15 protein-coding genes are annotated in these 18,951 nt (G+C 23.6%); all 15 read right to left on the bottom strand.

From position 1 onward, the window contains the following. Positions 1-203: 203 nt before the first annotated feature. On the bottom strand, positions 204-1,493 hold the full coding sequence (locus tag CLOACE_RS02650) for a BREX system ATP-binding domain-containing protein (RefSeq protein ID WP_070109498.1): 1,290 nt from the start codon (positions 1,491-1,493) through the stop codon (positions 204-206). A gap of 5 nt (positions 1,494-1,498) precedes the next feature. Continuing rightward, entirely contained in the window at positions 1,499-2,209 is a 711-nt protein-coding gene (locus CLOACE_RS02645; RefSeq protein WP_070109497.1) for a hypothetical protein, read from the bottom strand. A 25-nt stretch (positions 2,210-2,234) separates the two neighbouring features. Next, positions 2,235-3,926, bottom strand: a complete 1,692-nt coding sequence (locus CLOACE_RS02640; RefSeq protein WP_070109496.1) for a UvrD-helicase domain-containing protein — start codon at positions 3,924-3,926, stop codon at positions 2,235-2,237. After that, positions 3,913-6,501: a hypothetical protein gene (locus CLOACE_RS02635; RefSeq protein WP_070109495.1), complete on the bottom strand. Its 2,589-nt coding sequence runs from the start codon at positions 6,499-6,501 to the stop codon at positions 3,913-3,915. The genes CLOACE_RS02640 and CLOACE_RS02635 overlap by 14 nt, the downstream gene beginning before the upstream one ends. After that, positions 6,494-8,917, bottom strand: a complete 2,424-nt coding sequence (locus tag CLOACE_RS02630) for a UvrD-helicase domain-containing protein (protein ID WP_070109494.1) — start codon at positions 8,915-8,917, stop codon at positions 6,494-6,496. The genes CLOACE_RS02635 and CLOACE_RS02630 overlap by 8 nt, the downstream gene beginning before the upstream one ends. A gap of 288 nt (positions 8,918-9,205) precedes the next feature. Beyond that, complete coding sequence (locus CLOACE_RS02625; protein WP_070109493.1) at positions 9,206-9,856, bottom strand: epoxyqueuosine reductase QueH; 651 nt, start codon at positions 9,854-9,856, stop codon at positions 9,206-9,208. Positions 9,857-9,974: 118 nt separating this feature from the next. Then, positions 9,975-11,660 carry an AAA family ATPase gene (locus CLOACE_RS02620; protein WP_070109492.1) on the bottom strand — a complete coding sequence of 562 codons (1,686 nt, stop codon included), beginning with the start codon at positions 11,658-11,660 and terminating at the stop codon, positions 9,975-9,977. A gap of 150 nt (positions 11,661-11,810) precedes the next feature. After that, a complete protein-coding gene (gene hypE, locus CLOACE_RS02615; protein WP_070109491.1) occupies positions 11,811-12,806 on the bottom strand; it encodes a hydrogenase expression/formation protein HypE in 996 nt (331 codons plus the stop codon). A gap of 51 nt (positions 12,807-12,857) precedes the next feature. Beyond that, positions 12,858-13,961 carry a hydrogenase formation protein HypD gene (gene hypD, locus CLOACE_RS02610; RefSeq protein WP_070109490.1) on the bottom strand — a complete coding sequence of 368 codons (1,104 nt, stop codon included), beginning with the start codon at positions 13,959-13,961 and terminating at the stop codon, positions 12,858-12,860. Positions 13,962-13,966: 5 nt separating this feature from the next. Beyond that, a complete protein-coding gene (locus CLOACE_RS02605; RefSeq protein ID WP_070109489.1) occupies positions 13,967-14,185 on the bottom strand; it encodes a HypC/HybG/HupF family hydrogenase formation chaperone in 219 nt (72 codons plus the stop codon). A 70-nt stretch (positions 14,186-14,255) separates the two neighbouring features. Further along, positions 14,256-16,031 carry a carbamoyltransferase HypF gene (gene hypF / locus CLOACE_RS02600; RefSeq protein ID WP_070109488.1) on the bottom strand — a complete coding sequence of 592 codons (1,776 nt, stop codon included), beginning with the start codon at positions 16,029-16,031 and terminating at the stop codon, positions 14,256-14,258. A 110-nt stretch (positions 16,032-16,141) separates the two neighbouring features. Further along, positions 16,142-16,816, bottom strand: coding sequence for a hydrogenase nickel incorporation protein HypB (hypB, locus tag CLOACE_RS02595; protein ID WP_070109487.1), 675 nt, complete (start codon positions 16,814-16,816; stop codon positions 16,142-16,144). A gap of 3 nt (positions 16,817-16,819) precedes the next feature. Then, positions 16,820-17,065: a hydrogenase maturation nickel metallochaperone HypA/HybF gene (locus CLOACE_RS02590; protein ID WP_070109486.1), complete on the bottom strand. Its 246-nt coding sequence runs from the start codon at positions 17,063-17,065 to the stop codon at positions 16,820-16,822. Further along, entirely contained in the window at positions 17,058-17,534 is a 477-nt protein-coding gene (locus tag CLOACE_RS02585; protein WP_070109485.1) for a hydrogenase maturation protease, read from the bottom strand. Before CLOACE_RS02585 ends, CLOACE_RS02590 begins: the two co-directional genes overlap by 8 nt. 1 nt (position 17,535) lies before the next feature. Continuing rightward, the gene (locus CLOACE_RS02580) at positions 17,536-18,942 is read right to left on the bottom strand and encodes a nickel-dependent hydrogenase large subunit (protein ID WP_070109484.1); all 1,407 of its coding nucleotides are present in this window, start codon (positions 18,940-18,942) and stop codon (positions 17,536-17,538) included. Positions 18,943-18,951 lie beyond the last annotated feature (9 nt).

Genomic DNA, 18,951 nt, shown 5'->3' with positions numbered 1-18,951 from the left:
AAGTTATCCACAGGTGCAATAGCACCTTAGCTTTGCTATTATCTTTTTCTGAACAAAATAGTTAATTATTAACAAAAAGTAATGATTTTTAAATATAATTGAGGAAGTTTAATTGTGCAATTTCCTCATCTATAATAATTAAAAGCAAAGTTATTATTATATTTTTTCATAATAACTCTGCTTTTAAATTATATTATTTAATTTTAAAGTTCTATAAGTTCATCATCTATATCATAATCTTCTACATATAAATCATAATCATTTTCATCATTATCTATATTATCTCTTCTTTCAATTAAATCATTTACTTCTTTTAAAAATATATCTACACCTGGATTTTGTTCCATTATATCTAAAATATCTATTAATTTTTTTAAATATTCTCTACAATTAGCCTGTGTTATATTATCTCCAAACTTTGAACACGATAATTTTACATATTGTTTTATAGTTTCTCTACTAGAAGGTATTTTCCAATTATAATAAAAAGTATGTATTTCCATTATTTTTTGTGTTAACTTCTCTATACTTTCCACATTTAATCCATCTATTTTTATTATAGTTTTTCTTAAATCTCTATATTTTTTACTGCTATCTTTATAACTACTTGAAAGTCTATTATATAAAGCGGCATATGTCTTTATTCCTTTTTCCTCATTTTCAAATAACTCATTTGTTCCTGCAAATATAAACATAACTTCTTTTAATTCTCCATCATTAACCATATCTACTAGCATTCTAATATTTTCATAAGCGCTTCTTCTAATATCACTTCTTTCATTTACTATTAATTCAATTTCATCCACTAAAATAACCAATCCCGAGTATCCTATTAATTTTACAATTTTAGTAAATCCTTTAAATATTGACATGACATTATCTTTATCTATATCTGATTTAACATTAAATTGTTTTTTTACTGAAGTAGGAATATTTTTTTCTCCTTTAATCCAAGCTGAAATAGAACGACATAAATCTGTATTATCTTTTGCTTTAGCTTTTATAAAACTTTTAAAAACACTTGCAAAAGAACTATTATAATTATTAATTTCTTCTATAACATTATTAATTATTTCTCCTGATTTTTTATTATCATGAATATTTTTTAAATTGTCTAACCATAATTGAAACATTTCATCAAAGCTTGTACCATCATTTTTTTTATTAAATATAGACAAGTTACTCATTACTTGATAATAAATTTGTTCTATTTTATTAAATTTTAAACTTTTATCTACTTGTATTCTAGCAACTACAAAGTTTCTACTTAAAGCTTTTTGTTTTATAACATTTAATAAAAACGATTTTCCAGAACCATAGGTACCAGTTATAAATTTTATTGTTCCATTTCCCTTTTCTACAAAATTCATACAGTTATTAAATTCTTCTATTTCTTTATCTCTTCCTACACACAATATATCTAAATTTGTATTAGGTACTACTCCAATTTTAAGTGAATATAATATTTTTTGTGCTTCATTTTTACTTATCATAATGATCACCTCATAAATTCTATATAAACTTTAAAATTTTCATTGTTATAAATATCTTTTATTTTTACAAAGTCCTTACTACTCCTTCCATCAGTTACTACAATATTTAAATATTTAAAATATTCTCCGAACAATTCTTCTAATTTTGAATATTCTATATTATATCCCGCTAATGATAAGTTCATATAGACATTTGCTAAATATTCTTTTATTTTTATAGCAGTTTTATCTGAATATAAAAACTTTAAATATTCATAATTAATCTTAAAAATTGCTATTAATCCTTTCTTAGTTAAATTAGGAGCTTTTGTATTTCTTTTATACTTTTTTATGATTTTATTTATATTTTTAAATTCATTTAAATTCTTATCTTTATTATTGTACTTTTGTACATTTATGTTTTTATTAAAAATTTCTTTATTTAATTTTGAAAAGCTTTTTTCTGAAATTTTAAGAATTGAAGCTAAATTTTTTATAGTAAATATTTTTTTCTTGCTATTTTCTAACTTTTTCTTTTTTAATGTGTCATTTTTATTAATTACATTATAGAATATGATATAAGATAATATTTTAGCATTTTTATCTGTTTTATATTTCTCATATTTTCCTTTATATTTTTGAAATTCTCTAATTACATTATTTTTTTCTTTTTCATCTAAATACTTAGATATTTTATCATTATTTAATAATTGTAAAATTCTATCATCGAAATCCATCTTTATTCCACCTTTTAATATAAAATTAAATATCACGAAGAAATTTCATTTTTTCTATATCTTTTTTAAGAAAATTTTTATTTATATAGTTATCTGAATTAAAGTCTAATATAAATTTAGAGATTTGTGCAATTCTTTTACAACCATTAGCTATAATATATAACTCACTTTTTGCTCTTGTCATTGCAACATAGAATAGTCTTTTTTCCATATTTATAACTTGTTCTATATCTTTATCAATTAAATCTTTATCTTTTCCTTCTAAATTTTCGTTAATTTCTTTAATCTCCAGATAATTTGGATAATATTTATAATTAAAATCTAATATAAATACTATATCAAACTCTAATCCTTTAACATCATAAGGGTTTGTATAAAATATTTGTTTATTTCCTATGTGTTCAAATCTTTTACTATAATTGTATATATCACTAAACCCTGTTAAGATTTTTTGTTCTAATAATATCCTTCTAATTGATTTTTTATATTTATATTTAGGTTTTAAATCTTCTCTATGTACTATAGCTATTGTTTTTTTAGTATCTTTTTCAAAAATTTCATTTATCATTTTTGAAACATAATTTATAGCTCCTTTTTCACTTTGAAATAAAGCAATAATAGGTTTTTTCCCTTGTTTTATAAAGTTTTTTTCTTTATATTTAGCTGTATCATTATCACTAAAATTTAATTCATTTGCTAACTTTATAATTTGAGCAGTAGAACGATAGTTTTTATTTAATATTTTATGCCTACCTTTTTCATGAATTTTAAATCCTATTCTTTCATAAGTTAATGGACTTTTTTTATATATTTTTTGTCTAGAATCTCCTGAAACCACAATACTTTTCTTGGTTAAAAGACATAATGCTTTTAATTGCATTGGATCTAGATCTTGGAGTTCATCTACAAATATATAATCAAATTTATTATCTTCTAATCTATTCATATAATAATTTTTTATTATCTCTAAAGCGTAGTCCTCCAAATCTAAATGATTATGAAATTTATCTTTTAATTGACTTTGATATTCTTCGAAAATTTTAAATACAGTATTTCTTTGGGCAACTGTAAGTCGTATACTTTGGCTTCTTCCAGATCTTTTAACAGATAAATAGTCATTTTTATTAACAATTCCATTTGCTTTCATCCAAAATATTTCATCTCTTATAAAAGAAGCATCATGCGTTTTATATAATCTTTCTTCTTTAAATAAATTTTTATATATTAAAGAAAAATCATCTTTATAATTAGCTAAAATAGCAGCTATTCTTCTAAAAGCAGTTTCTCTATGGTTTTCTATTTTATTTGCTGTAAGTTTTCCCAATTTCTTATCGATAACTTTAATACTCTTTAATATTTCACAAGCTATATCATGAAAAGTACATATTCTTATATCATGCTTTTTTTTATTATCATTAAATTCATTACACGTTTCTAATCTTTTTTTAGTATCTTCAATTAATATATTATTAAATGTTACATATAATATTTTTTTATTATTTTCATTTATAAGTGTTTTAATAAATTTATATAAAAGAGTAATACTTTTGCCCGTACCTGCACATCCTTCTATTAGCATCTGTTCATCCTCATATTCAACTACTTTTATTTGTTCAGGAGATAACTCTATTTCTTTGAAAAAATTATATTCATTAAAATTTCCCCAAACTTTAGATAGTTTAACAAAAAATTCTAGAGATTCGTTATCTATTGCCAATTCTAAAAACTCCCTTTCTACAAATGTGTGTATGAGGACACATACTACAATGTTTTCCTGGATTATTTATAGTATCTTTTAATAAATATTCTCTTAAAAATTCTTCAAAGATCTTTTCTTCATCTAAATTATTATTATTATATCTATTATTAATTTTATATTTTTCTCCTATTATATATTTGCTTCTTAAACTATATAGCTTGTCCACATTCTTAGGATAATAAATATTTTTAAACTTTCTATACTTTTGAAAGTTTTTTGTTGAATAATTTATTAGTATAATATTTTCTTTAATAACATCTGGCCACTGAGGAAACAATGGTAAAATGTATCTTTTTATATTCATATAATAATTATTAATATTATTTTTTAGTAAGGATATTAAAACAGATAGCACAACTCTATGATGAAAATCACTTTTATATATTGGATACCTTTCTAATATATTAGAATAAAAAAATTTTTCTTCACAAAAATCTAAATCTTTATAAGCTACTGATGGAATATTATAATATATTTTTTTATATTTTTTTATATTTTCTTCACATGAAATAGAATAATCTTTTATATGAAAATTTTCATCACATTTTTCTAGTAAATTCCAAATATTATCACTACTAATATCATTTTTATATAAATTTTCCATGTGTCTTAATATTACACTCTTATCATCATTCTCTCTTAAATCTCTTACCCAACTAAAAAGTATTTTTCCTTTAAAATTTATAAACATATTTCCTATTGTAAATTTTAAAAAATCATCTATATTTTCCTTAGTATCTTTATTCTCATATTCTAACTTAAATTTTTTATTTATGTAATTTTTCATATTATTATCAAGTTCAATACTATTAATTAATATATTATTTAATTTTCTTTTAGGTAAAATAAAGGAATCCTCTTTTTTACTATCAATATATTTCTTATATGATTTGTAGGATAAATCTGTAATATGTAAGCATCCTTTATGGATATTTTCCTTATAAATAAAACCTTCTAAATCATCCAAAACTATAGTTTTATTACTATTATTTTTTTTTATTGTTAATAATATATTAAATAATTGTTTTAATTCTTCTATATGTATTAATCTCTTATCAAAATCAAAAGTTAACATTTTCTTTATTTGAGTATAAACACACGAAAGATTATTATCTTCACTTAATTTATTTATATATAAATTATGAAAATATATTTCTTTTAAGATATTTTTATGTTTTTCATAATCTATAAATCCACTTTCATTTTCTAATAATTTCATTAATATAATTTTTAATTTTTTAGTTAATTTAATTACTTGATTTAAAGTCAATTTGTATTTATCACTATTTGCATAACTAAGTGCTCTAAATGGATTTATAAGTAATTTAGGTATATCATTAGAATATTTTTTAGTTTCAAATATATTATTAATTTCTTTTAAATCTTTTAAATTATATAGTCTTTCTAAAATTTCATCTATAGTATTAATGCCTCTAAAATAATCTTCATTCTCTTTAAAAAATTCTAATGTACTTTTTCCATTAAAAACATAGGGTTTTTCTATACATTGAATCCATCCTGAAGTTATTAATTCTATAAAAATATTATAATCCAAATTTATAGTTTCTAATTTTAGTCTACATTTGTATATATTTTTTATGAACCTTCCAATTTTTGTATTGTAACAATGATTACATTGTTCTTTTTTATATAATTGACAGCTTTTGATACTATCTTTCATAAAAGTTACTACATTTTTATTTTCTATATCTTTCACAAAATTACTTATTTCATAATAAGTTTTTGTACTTACATTTTCTTTTGTTTCACAAATATCTTTTCCTTCTATAAAAGCTATATATTTAGATTGTTTTATATATTGTCTAAAATCATTTTTACCATAGCACCATTTAAATACTTCTTGGTTGTAAACAGCCTCCCAATACTTGTTTATTTCCTTCAAACCATTAAAATATGGAACTCTAAATGTTATTTCAAATCCCATATTTTTAAGATTATAAAATAACATAAATCTTTTAATACTTAATTGACTTATATTATAAAAATATATCTTGTTAATTCTAATTATTTTATTTGAATTAATAGTTTTTTTATATCCTAATTTACTCTTTTTTTTTATACATTTATATATCTTTTTCAAATTTTTATTATTAAGGTAATTATTATAAGTATTTATAAATACTCTACTTTGATTATCATAATTTAAGTTTTTATTTATCTTTTCAATACCGCATTTAATTAAAAATATTATAGTATCAAACACATTATCTATATTTTTCAAAAAATAATTATTAATATATTCTATTTTAATTTTACTTATTTCATCTCTTAATTCAGATTTTAATTTAATTCTTTCTATTGGATTTTCTAAATCAAAATATAATTTCTTTTCAAACTTTTCTATATTTAATATTAATTTTTTTGATAGTTCTTTTGAAAAAAATTTTTCTTCATTAACCTCTATAATCAATGAAGCCAATGCATTATTACCTGTAACATGAATAGCATCTTCTTCTATAATTAAATTTTTAAAATATTGTAACGAATTATCATGGGTTTCTACTTTAAACATTTTCTATTCCCCCTGATATTAAGTTTTCCCAACTATTTATAGATATATTAGAAGAAATTTTTCTTTTATCTATATATAACTCTTTTTTACATCTTGTAACCGCTACATAAAAAAGTCTAGTTTCTTCTGCTATTATCTCAGATTTTTCTTCTTTATTGTATTCAATAAAATAATTATTATAAAATCTACTATCGCCAAATTTAATACTATATCCTATTTTATATTGATTATCTTGTTCATTTCTTAAAATAACTTTTACTTTCCTATCTATCAAAAATTTATTTGTAGTCTTGGGTAAAATAACATAATCAAATTGAAGCCCTTTAGAATTATGTACTGTCATACACTTTACATATTCTTTTTCAGTTTTCTTTGAAGGCTTTCTTGAATCTATACTTCTATCTGTAGATATTTTTACCCGTAAAAATTTTTCAATTGTCTCTATAGATACATAATCTGTATTAAATTTATCTTTTAATAAATGTATTAAATAGTCTAAGTTAATCTTATATTCTAGTGTCATTAATTTTATATTTTTAAGTTGTTTATTTGTTTTGATAGATTTATTCTTATAATAATTAATTTCTGGTTTAACTGATCTTATTATTTCATCTATTACTAATAAAGGATTTACCTCATGCACTTTTTTTCTATAATAGTTCCAATTATTTTTATCTAAAAATTTATTTAAGTATATTTTTAATTCATTGGTATTAATTTTTTCTAATACTTCTATTTTATCTATACTTTCTTCTATGTAAGGAGAATTTATTAATGCGTAATTTACTCTGTTATCATTTTCATAAATTAAAGATTGTATCATTAAATAAAAATCTCTTACTGCTTCGTGTCTATAAAAATCACCCTTTATTTCTATTTGACAAGGTATATTATTTCTATCACATAGACCTTTTATTTCTAATGCATCTTTATTATTTCTAACTAATACAGCAATAGTTTCACTTTTATCTTTCTTATTTAATAATTTATTTAAAAGTTTTACTTTGTTTTCATCCTCTTGTAAAGATATATATCTTATACTATTTATTTTATCTACTTTAATTTTAGAATATATATAATCTTGTTTAAGATAATTAAATTTTTCAACTCTATTATTTATATCTTTAAATAAATTATTTATGTCATTAAGTAAATTACAATCAGTTCTATAATTTTGTAACAATGTAAATTCTATTAATTGATTTTTATAAAAGTTCAAACTCTCTTTTAATTTTTTAAAAGCCGTCAATTCAGCTCCTCTAAATCTGTAAATACTTTGTTTTTCATCTCCTACTATAAATAATAATATTTTTTTTATATTATAAAAATTTACTATAAACTTTAATTGAGCATTATCCATATCTTGAAATTCATCTATCATAAGAAATGTGTAATTACTATTTATTCTTTTTATTAAATCTAAATTATTAATTTTCTTTATTAAATCATTTATTTCCAAATTATTATTTTTAATTTTACTTAATTTATTATCTGTATATTTCAGTACATATTTTATAAAAAAAGATATATTAAATTCATCATATCCAAAGTCTAATTTAATATCATTAGAATTTAAATCAATGGAATAATTATCTACTTTTTCCCATACTATTTTTAGTTTGTTTACTATATCATATATAGGAAAATATTTTAATTTACTATATATATCTTTATATTTTTTAGAAAACTTGTCTATAGCCTCTTCTAAAAATATATTTTTAAAATTCTCAAAAGTAGTAATTTTAATTTTTTCATTTATGCTTTTATCTACAGAAAACTCATCTATAATGTTTTTAGCAAATGAGTGTATAGTGCTTATTTGAGTTTCTGATATCTCTGATAACATATTTAAATATATTATATTTGATGTAAACCTATAATATTTTTCTATTAACTCTATTAATCTTTCTCTCATTTCAATACTAGCTTCATTAGTAAATGTTATCAATATAGTATTGTTAAATTTAAAATTTTCAACTGTTTTTCTCAAAAATAATAACCTATTTATCATTACTGTAGTTTTACCTGTTCCTGCACTTGCAGTAACAATTATATTTTTATTTATATCTGCGTTTATTATTTCGTATTGCTCACTATTAAATTTATTATTACGATTAACACATATGTCATTATAAAAATTTTGATTTAATATATTACCATCATAAGCAACTAATCCTTCCTTATAATTTAATTCACCTAAATTATCAAATCTATTAAAAAATCCTTCAGACTCTGAATAATCAAAAAAATCTTTCTGTTTAAATTCATTTAAATCTAATTCTTCTTTAAAATTATAATTTAAAAATAAATTTATTATTATTCCATTTTTTAATTTATTCTTTAAATTAGTTAGTTTTTCAACATCTAATTCTGAATAATAATATATAGCAGAATACTTTATTTCGAATTTATTCATACTTTATCACCTATTTTTGATACATGTCTTTTATAAATCAAGCTAATTAATTTTCTACATATTTACACATTCTATAAATTTTTTTAAATTCCTTTATTTTTTTATAATATTTACTATATTCCAACAATATTTTTACATTATCTATAATTAGACTACTCATCTACACTCATAGATCTTTCCCCTAAGAAAATAAAGTTTCCACTATTTAAATCAAACTTCCATGATTTTAAATAAAATCTAAAGGTATCAAATTTCTCCCCTCCATTGATACATGAACTAATACAAGTTCTATTTATTGTCATTATCTATATTCTGTTTAAGTTGATTCATTCTCTCATTTTTAGAAAAAACACAACCACAATAGTGTTGTCTGTATAAATTATATTCATTTGAAAGTTCTATAGAGCGTTTATATCCATTCTTCTTTTTAAAATCTGAATATAAATATTTTACTCCATATTCTTCAGCTAACTTTTCCCCTATTTCATTTAATTTTTTAGCATTTTTATAAGGACTTATGGATAAAGTAGTTGTGAAATAATCATAGTTTCCTTTACTTGCTATGATAGCTGCTTCTCTTAATCTTAATTCATAGCATTTAAAGCATCTAATTCCTCCTTCTTTTTCCATTTCTAATCCTTTAGCCATATCATAAAAGGTATCCGTATCATATTTTCCTTCAATAAACTTTACCTCATATTTTGTTTTGATAGAGGATATAAACTGTTTTTGTTCCTGAACTCTTTTTATATATTCTTCTTCAGGATATATATTAGGATTATAATAAAAAACTGTTATTTTAAAATAATTAGATAAGTATTCTAAAACATAACTGCTACATGGAGCACAACAGCTGTGTAATAATAATGTAGGTACTTCTTCATTCTTTACTATGTTTTCTATTAATTTGTCTAGTTGTTTTTGGTAATTTATATTCATGTTATTCAATCCTTTTTTTATAGTGTATTTTTAGATAATTATACCACAAAAAAGAACGTTGAATAAAACGCCCTTTTACGTGTAAAGCTTTAATTTTATAATTTACTTAATAAATACTTTAAAAAATATACACTTCATTTTTTCCAACAACTATAATTAATGCAGATTTTAAAATTGCATCACTTACACTTTGAGTTATCATTTTGCTATTCTTATATCTTTCTAGTTGTTCTAATCCTTCCTTTTTGATAAGTTCTAATTTCTTTTTTTCAGATTCTTTTATATATTTAAGTTCTATTAGCCATTCATATTTAGTATATTCCTTAAATTGTATTTTAGTTTTTAAATATATATCTGAATAACCGTTATTATTTTCTAATTCGCTATTTATTAAATAAGTATTATCTACTGCCAATAGCGTAAGTATTATCATCTTTACATATTTTTCATCAAACCTCATTAAGTCTCTATTAGATAAATCTTTAAGTATGTTTTTAAATTCTTCTATGAAATGTGTAATATCTCCACTAACTCTCATTTTTGATATACTATTAGCTATTTTACTATTATCTAATTTTATATTTTCATTTATTTTATTATAAAACTCTTCCCAGTATATATTCTTTATAACATAGTTCGGAATTCCTAATACAATATTATTTGCTTCTACTCCTTTTATTGTAAGCATTCCTAAATAAAATAAAAGAGACTTAAAGTTTTCTGTATCATTATACATAGAGTTTATATTAAACTTTTCTACTAACTTAGTACTTGTCTCACCCTTATTTATTATATCAGTTATTAAAGATTCATCATTAAAATTCATAGCCAATTTATTTATTCTTCCATAATCTGTCCTTACATTAAAATCTATCATTTCCTCTGGATATCTTTTGTATCTTAAATAATTCTTTAAAAAATACATTGTCATGTCTGGATTAAATACTGTTTCAGCATTTTTATTAAATTTATATCCATTATAATAAAACGCCATATCCTTTATTAATAAATCTTTTTCATTTTTATTTATATCTATTTGATCTATAATTATTTTTAATTCATCTTTCGTAAAGCCAAAAACTGAATTTAACTCTTCTTCAATAGTTAAGTTTTCAGTTATATTAAAACCACTAGTCATATCATCTAACATTATAGGGCTAACTCCTGTCATGAATATTCTTTTAAAATTATCATTTGTTCCATCTTTTATGGCTTTATAAAATGACTTCACAAAACCTTCTCCATGAAGTATAGCTTCATAAGTAAACTTTTTTCCACCTGTTATTAATTCATTAGCAAAATTGTCATATTCATCTATTAAAATAAATACATCATATCCAGAAACATTAGTAATCATTTTTACATAATTTACTATTATATCAGCACTATTATATTCATTTGAAATGTTATGTTCTAAAAGTAAATCTTTATAGTACAATAAAAATTCTTGTGCAGATATTTTTACTTTATCACTAAAATTCTTTCTAAGTTCTTCTTCTGTAACACCTGTTTGAAGTCCAGCAAAACTTATCTTCCATACCAAATATTTATTTCTTTCTTCTGTAGGATTTTTTCCTATGTATAATTTATTAAAAATACTCTTAAATTTATCTTTTTTCTTTATATCGTAATAATTTTCAAGCATTGATATAAATAAACTTTTTCCAAATCGTCTTGGTCTTATAAAAAATTGATATGGGGCAAAGTTTTCAAGAATTTCTATATATTTTGTTTTATCTACGTAAAGATAGTTATCTTCTATTATTCTTTGAAAATTTGATATACCATAAGGTATTTTTTTCATTAAGTGCACCTCCATGAGATTTTATAGGAAGGATATTAATACTTATTTTTATTATAACCTTAAATTCAACTTAGTACATATACTTATTTCTATAATTTATTTCAACAATAAAAGTAAATCAATTTTAATTTTTCTAATTTCTTATTTTCACTAACATATCCTGGGTAATATTTCTCCTTGAAGCATTGGTAAAATCTTTGTTCCTCCTAGAGAAGTTTTTAAATAAAGATTTGCACTTTTGTCTTCTATAACTTCTCCTATTATCTTTGAATTTTTGCCTAAAGGATTGTTTTTCATTGTTTTTAAAACATTAGCTGCATCTTTTTCATCTACTATGACTACTATTTTACCTTCGTTTGCTACATATAGAGGATCAAATCCTAATATGTGACAAAAGCTTTCTACCTCTTGGCTAACGGGTATTTCTTCTTCATAAATTAGCATGCTTTTTTTGCATGTATTTACTATTTCATTTAATGTTGTTGCAACTCCTCCTCTTGTGGCATCTCTCATTATTCTTACATTGTTGCTTACTGATAATATATCTTTGCAAAGTTTATTTAAAGGAGCACAGTCACTTTTTATATCACATTGAAAATTTAAATATTCTCTTTCATTTAATATGCAAATTCCATGTTCTCCTATATTTCCATTTACTATAATCTTATCTTTAGGCTTTATTTTGTTAAAACTTATATAGGCATTTTCTAGGATTCCTATACCAGTGGTGTTTATGTATAGCTTATCTCCTTTACCTCTGTTTACTACTTTAGTATCTCCTGCTATTATTTTAACACCAGATTCTGCTGCAGTTTTTGCCATGGATTTTGCTACTTTTTCTAAAACATTAATTTCAAGACCTTCCTCTATTATAAAAGCTGCAGTAATATATTTAGGTAATGCACCGCTAACAGCTAAATCATTTATAGTCCCACATACAGAAAGTTTTCCTATATCCCCTCCATTAAAAAATATTGGATCTACTACAAAGCTATCTGTAGTTATAGCAATAGATCTTGATATTTCATTTAAAATGTTAGAGTCCCCCATTTGATTTAAAACCTCATTTTTGAAGTATTTATAAAATATATCTTTTATTAATTTATGAGTTTCTTCTCCCCCATTTCCATGAGATAAAGTTATCATACTAATACTTCCTTCCCCAAGCAATTTAAATATTTTTATTAAAGTAAATGTTTATTTATCAAAACTATATTCTCCATACTTAAAATAAGAAAAACAACTTCCCTCTACAGATACCATGCAAGGTCCTATGGGATTTACAGGATTACATACTTTAGAAAACAATCTACATTCATAAGGCTTTTTTATTCCTTTAATTATTTTTTCGCAAATACATTCTTCATTAAATTCACTATCATTATAATAAAACTCTATATTAAACTTGTTTTCTGCATTAAATTCCTTATAATTTTCATTAAATTTTAAACCCGTATTTTCTACAAATCCAAATCCTCTCCAAAAGCTTTTATCTTTAGAAAACACTTCATTTACAACTAGTTTAGCTTTTTCATTTCCACAAGGTTTAACCAATCTTTTATAAATATTTTTTAAACTATACTGTGATTTTTCTAGCATTTCCATAAGCATATATATAGCACACAATACATCACAACTCTCGAATCCTGCTATAACCATAGGTATATTATATGTTTTGGATAGATTTTCAAAGGGTTTGCTACCAATTATAGAACTTACATTTCCTGGGCAAATAAATCCATCAATAGAAGTTTCTTTATCTAATATTATCTTTTCCATAATGCCTGGCATGGTTTTTAAGTTTTGTAAAAGTGTAAAATTCTTTAATTTTTTTCTCTTTGCTTCCTTAACCACTAAAGCAATTATAGGGGTTGTGGTTTCAAAACCTACTGCTAAAAATACAACTTCTTTATTAGGATTTTCTTCTGCTATTTTTACACAATCTAATGGACAATAAACTACTCTAATATCTGCTCCACTTGCCCTCTGCTCTCTAAGACTTTTGAAACTTCCAGGTAGTTTTACCATATCTCCAAAGGTCGTTATTATAACATTTTTCATTTTAGAAAGTTCTAAAACCTTGTCTATATATTCCCTAGGAGTTACGCATACTGGACAACCCGGTCCTGATATTAAATTTATATTTGATGGAATTAGTTTATCTATACCATTTTTATATATAGCCATAGTGTGACTTCCGCAGACTTCCATTATATTTATAGGTTTTGAACTCTTATTATGCATGTTTTTTATTATCTTTTTACACATGGAAACATCTCTAAATTCTTTTATATACTTCATAAATATCACATCTCTTCTGATATAATATTAAATAATTTTAATGTTTCTTCTGCTTTATATTTATCTACTTTTTCAATAGCACAACCTGCATGTAATAATACATAATCTCCTACTTTTAAGTTATCTATAAGAGAAGTATTTACCTTCTTCTTTATACCTGAAAACTCAATAAGTGCCTCATTTTCATAAACACTTAAAACTTTAACAGGAACCGCTATACACATAAATATCGCTCCTTAACTATTTAGTGATATGTTTAAAATTGAAATAAAGAGTATCTACAGATAATAAAAATTAAAAATCCTGTTTATTTGCTATGAAAAGCTGTCCAAAAGATATGCCACTATCATTACAAGGTATTTTTTTATGAGTTAAAACTTGAAAATCTTCCTTTTTTAATCCTTTATAAATTCCTTCTAAAATTATTTCATTTTGAAATACTCCTCCGCTTAATGTAACTTTATTTATTCCATAAATTTTTCTTAATTTAATTGCCATACTACAGGAAAAATTTATAATTGTATTGTGAAATTTTCTAGCAATATATCCCTTATCTTTTTTATATTTTAAATCCTCTAGTATTCCTTTTATAATTTCATCAGTATTTATAATAAAACCCTCTTCTTTTCTATAAAAACTATATTTATATACATGGTCTGTAAAAAAATTATAAGCCATATTTTCTAGTATTAAAGCTGCTTGCCCTTCATAAGACATAACTCCCTTAAATCCCAAAAGAGAAGATACAGCATCAAATAATCTTCCCATGCTAGAACACTTAGGTGAATTTATATTATTTTTCATCATAGCTATTAAAATATCACTATCTTTTCTATAAAAATCTTTTGGAATTTTATTATACAAATCATCTCCAAAAATTTTATACAAATAACTTAAAGCCATTCTATAAGGCTCTTTACATGAAAGATCTCCTCCAGGCATTTTTACATAGTTTATATGTGCCAATCTTTTAAAATCTTTATAATCACATATTAAAAACTCTCCACCCCATATATTTTTATCACTTCCAAAGCCCACCCCATCATAAGCTATTCCTATAACTTTATATTCTTCTTTGTTTTCTGCCATACAACTTGCTATGTGTGCATGATGATGATATATAGGCACATTTTTGCAATTATATTTATTTACATAATCTTTGCTCCAAAAGTTAGGATGCATATCATAAGCTATAATTTTAGGCTTTATATTATATTTCCTCTTTAAATACTCCAAATTCAAAGAAAAATTGTGTTGACTTTCTATATTCTCCATATCTCCAATATACTGACTTAAAACTCCAAGGCCTTTTTTACCTAGACAAAATGTATTTTTTAAATGAGAACCACAAGCTAAAATATCTCTTTCACCATAAAATTCAAAGGTAAGTGGAGCATAGGCTCTGCCATTTCTAAATACTCTTTCTTCTTTTGATATAATCTTCACTACGGAATCATCTATAGGAATTTTTATAGGCTTATCATGAATAAGATAATAATCTGCTACATTTTTTAATTTATCTAGTGCTTCATTATATTTATATATAGTAGGAAAACCACTTATATTTGCGCTAGTTACAACTAAACAATTAAATCCCTGGTTTAAAAGCAAATTGTAAATATCATTATAAGGAAGCATTACCCCTAATTGATTAATATCCGGTGCCAAAACCTCTGGAAGCAAATTATTTTTCTTTTTTAAAAGTACTATTGGATGATTGTTTCCAGTTAATATGTTTTCTTCTAATTTATTTACACTACAATATTTATTTACAATCTGAATATTTCTCATCATAACAGCAAAGGGCTTTTTAGGCCTTTTTTTCTTTTTTCTCAATAAATCTATAGTTTTTTCATTTTCTCCATTACATACTAAATGAAAGCCTCCAACACCCTTTACTGCAATTATTTTTCCTTGTTTTATAAGCTCTGCAACTTTTTTTATTTCATCACTACAATTTAATTTACTTCCTAAACTATTTAATATAGATAACTTACACTTTCTACAGCTATAAACTTTACTTCTGTTATCTAATATATATACTTCATATTCCTCTAAGTTATCCTTCACTTTATAATCTCCTTTATATCAAATCACAAAACAGTTTATTCATAGTATTTAACTCATAAATCACATACAGAAAATGTATAACATTTAGATTATATTTCTAATAATTTTTATTACTTTCTAAAATTACAGTTTCTCTTTGAATTTATGTTATCTATTAAATACTTAGAAAGTTTTTCTATGCCTTCCCCTGTTCTACAAGATACTTCAAATATATGTGCATCTTTATTAAGTGATATTACATCTTTATAAAACTCCTCTAGATTAAAATCAGTAAGATGTATCATATCTATTTTGTTTAATATAATCACAGAAGAACGTTGAAACATTAAAGGATATTTTAAAGGCTTGTCATTTCCTTCTGTAATACTCATAACCATTACTTTCATATCTTCACTTAAATCAAATTCAGCTGGACAAACTAAGTTACCTATGTTTTCTATAACTAAAAAATCTAAATTCTTCATGTTTATATGTTCTAAAGATTTTTCTATCATATTTGCATCTAAGTGACAAGCTCCTTGAGTGTTTAGCTGAACCACTTCCACATTATGCTTTTCTATTCTCTTTGCATCCTTTGCTGTATATAAATCCCCTTCAATAACTGCCATGTTAAAATCTTTTTGTATATTTGGAATAAGATTTTCCAGTACAGATGTTTTTCCAGCACCAGGAGTGCCTACTAAATTTATAGCAAACACTTTTTTATTATTTAATCTTTTTCTATTTTTCTCTGCTATTTTATCGTTGTTTTCCAATACACTTTTTTCTAATATAATTTTTTTCATTTATTAATCCCCCTCTATACTATGAACTATAAGACCATAAACCTCTTTTGATTTTTCTACTATAAGCTCGGCACCTTCACATAAAGTATCTTTGCTTAATGTATCAAAGGCAAATTTCAAGCATCCTTCTTCTGCACAAGAAAATTCCCCTACTTTTATAAATATTTTATTTACCTTTTTTATATGATTAACTTTGCAAGCTTCTTTAACTATTTCTATAGTGTCATATATAATAGATACCTCATGCATTATTTCCACCTAAATCATACATTGATAATATCCCCTTTATTTTATTTAAAACATCTATACATATATGCTTAAATTCGCATTGAAGTACAGATGATAAATTTAAGGAATAATCCACAGAAAAAATCTCTATTCCTATAAAATACCCTTTTACATGTTTTTTGTAGTTTAAAATCATCTTTATAATATTTGCATCATGTTGGGAACTTATATTTGAAGAAAACTTTTCTAAGTCCCTAATATTATATAAACTTACCTTTGCTGGCTCTTTACCAAAATAGGTACTGTCTACTATAATTACAAAATCATCATCCTCTATATTTTCTAGGCAGTACATAAAATCCGTTTCTCCTATAATAATTTCAATATTTTCTTTTAAAGCATATAAATCCTTTTCAATTTCTTCAACTACTTTAACTGCTATGCCATCGTCTTCCATTAATATGTTTCCTATAGCAATTATCTTTATCATATTACACAACCCTAATTTTTATAGGAGCATGTCTATCACTTACTATATGAGCAGCACAAGTTAAACAAGGATCATAGGATCTTATTATTCTTCCTATTTCCACTGGATTTTTAATATCCTCTATATGTGTTCCAATAAGAGCTTTTTCCGCTTCTCCTTTTAATCCCTTTTCATCTGCAGGAGATAAATTCCAAGCAGTAGGAGTTATTACTGTATAATTTTTTATAAGTTTATTTTCTATACTAATCCAATGAGCTAATCCCCCTCTTGAAGCATCTATAGCACCTACTCCAAGGGCTCTTTCTGGTACTTCATATTGTTTTTGATTGGCAGGTTGTAATTTTACACTTTCCAAAAGACATTGTACTATTTTACATATTTTTTCAGCTTCTAATACTCTAGCTATTATCCTATCCATAGTAGATGTTTTGTTTTCATAATTTCCACTTAAAATCATTCTAGCTAAAGGTCCTACCGACATTACCTTGCCTTCATATCTTGGTGCATAAACCCAAGAATAAGCATCCTTTTTATAAGGATTAGGTGTTGGTGGTTCATCCCCAGGTACTCTTATTTTTCCATCAGGTTCAAACCAAGCATAGGTAGTATCTTGTGTTATTTTATTCATATCTAAGTTATAAAATTTCCCATCTACTAAAATTCCTGGCTTGCAATAAGTTAATTCACTGCTTTTATAGGTATCATATAATCCATAAGACATAAAATTTTTATATCCTTTACCTATATTAAAATAATCATTATAAAATCCTGCTATGGTATATATATCTTCCATTAATTCCCCTTCTATAAAGTTCCTAATGGAATCCACTATTACCTTAACTGGTTGAAGACTTCCTATATTCATATTAGTAGTAATTCCCCCTACAAACACACCATGATTGTGAGGAGCTTTACCTGCAAGTATTGCCAATGCTTTATGTGCATCTCTACTATAAGTTGTAGATTTCATATAATTTTGGCTAATTCTATCATTTATTCTTTTAGGTAATCTAAAATCTGATGGAATATCTTTATGAATAGGATTTATATCAGGAAGTCTAACAAAGTCTGGCATAGTAAATAAATATACTTGTCTTAAATGATTTTGCAAAAATTCTAATCCATTTACTATATCTCTTACCATTTTGTCATTTTCATCTACAAATACATTAAGTGCATTTTCCAAAGCTAATGCAGAAGCTACAGAATGATGAGTAGAACAAATTCCACATATTCTTTCAGTAAGTCTCACAGCATCTAAAGGAGGTCTTCCTTGAAACATTTTTTCAAAACCTCTAAACTGCATTCCACTACATTTAGCATCTACAATTTCATTTTTCTCTAATTGCACTTCGATTTCCAAAAATCCACTTACTCTAGTAACTGGATCTATTACTATTTTTGTCATGATATACCT

This window comes from Clostridium acetireducens DSM 10703 (assembly GCF_001758365.1).
GTDB classification, from domain to species: Bacteria; Bacillota; Clostridia; order Clostridiales; family Clostridiaceae; genus Clostridium_C; species Clostridium_C acetireducens.
This window is presented reverse-complemented; position numbering and strand designations above follow the sequence as displayed.

Coding starts and splice junctions, on each gene's coding strand:
- CLOACE_RS02650 (WP_070109498.1), bottom strand. CDS start 1,493: ATGATAAGTAAAAATGAAGCACAAAAAATATTATATTCACTTAAAATT.
- CLOACE_RS02645 (WP_070109497.1), bottom strand. CDS start 2,209: ATGGATTTCGATGATAGAATTTTACAATTATTAAATAATGATAAAATA.
- CLOACE_RS02635 (WP_070109495.1), bottom strand. CDS start 6,501: ATGTTTAAAGTAGAAACCCATGATAATTCGTTACAATATTTTAAAAAT.
- CLOACE_RS02630 (WP_070109494.1), bottom strand. CDS start 8,917: ATGAATAAATTCGAAATAAAGTATTCTGCTATATATTATTATTCAGAA.
- CLOACE_RS02625 (WP_070109493.1), bottom strand. CDS start 9,856: ATGAATATAAATTACCAAAAACAACTAGACAAATTAATAGAAAACATA.
- CLOACE_RS02620 (WP_070109492.1), bottom strand. CDS start 11,660: ATGAAAAAAATACCTTATGGTATATCAAATTTTCAAAGAATAATAGAA.
- hypE (WP_070109491.1), bottom strand. CDS start 12,806: ATGATAACTTTATCTCATGGAAATGGGGGAGAAGAAACTCATAAATTA.
- hypD (WP_070109490.1), bottom strand. CDS start 13,961: ATGAAGTATATAAAAGAATTTAGAGATGTTTCCATGTGTAAAAAGATA.
- CLOACE_RS02605 (WP_070109489.1), bottom strand. CDS start 14,185: ATGTGTATAGCGGTTCCTGTTAAAGTTTTAAGTGTTTATGAAAATGAG.
- hypB (WP_070109487.1), bottom strand. CDS start 16,816: ATGAAAAAAATTATATTAGAAAAAAGTGTATTGGAAAACAACGATAAA.
- CLOACE_RS02590 (WP_070109486.1), bottom strand. CDS start 17,065: ATGCATGAGGTATCTATTATATATGACACTATAGAAATAGTTAAAGAA.
- CLOACE_RS02585 (WP_070109485.1), bottom strand. CDS start 17,534: ATGATAAAGATAATTGCTATAGGAAACATATTAATGGAAGACGATGGC.
- CLOACE_RS02580 (WP_070109484.1), bottom strand. CDS start 18,942: ATGACAAAAATAGTAATAGATCCAGTTACTAGAGTAAGTGGATTTTTG.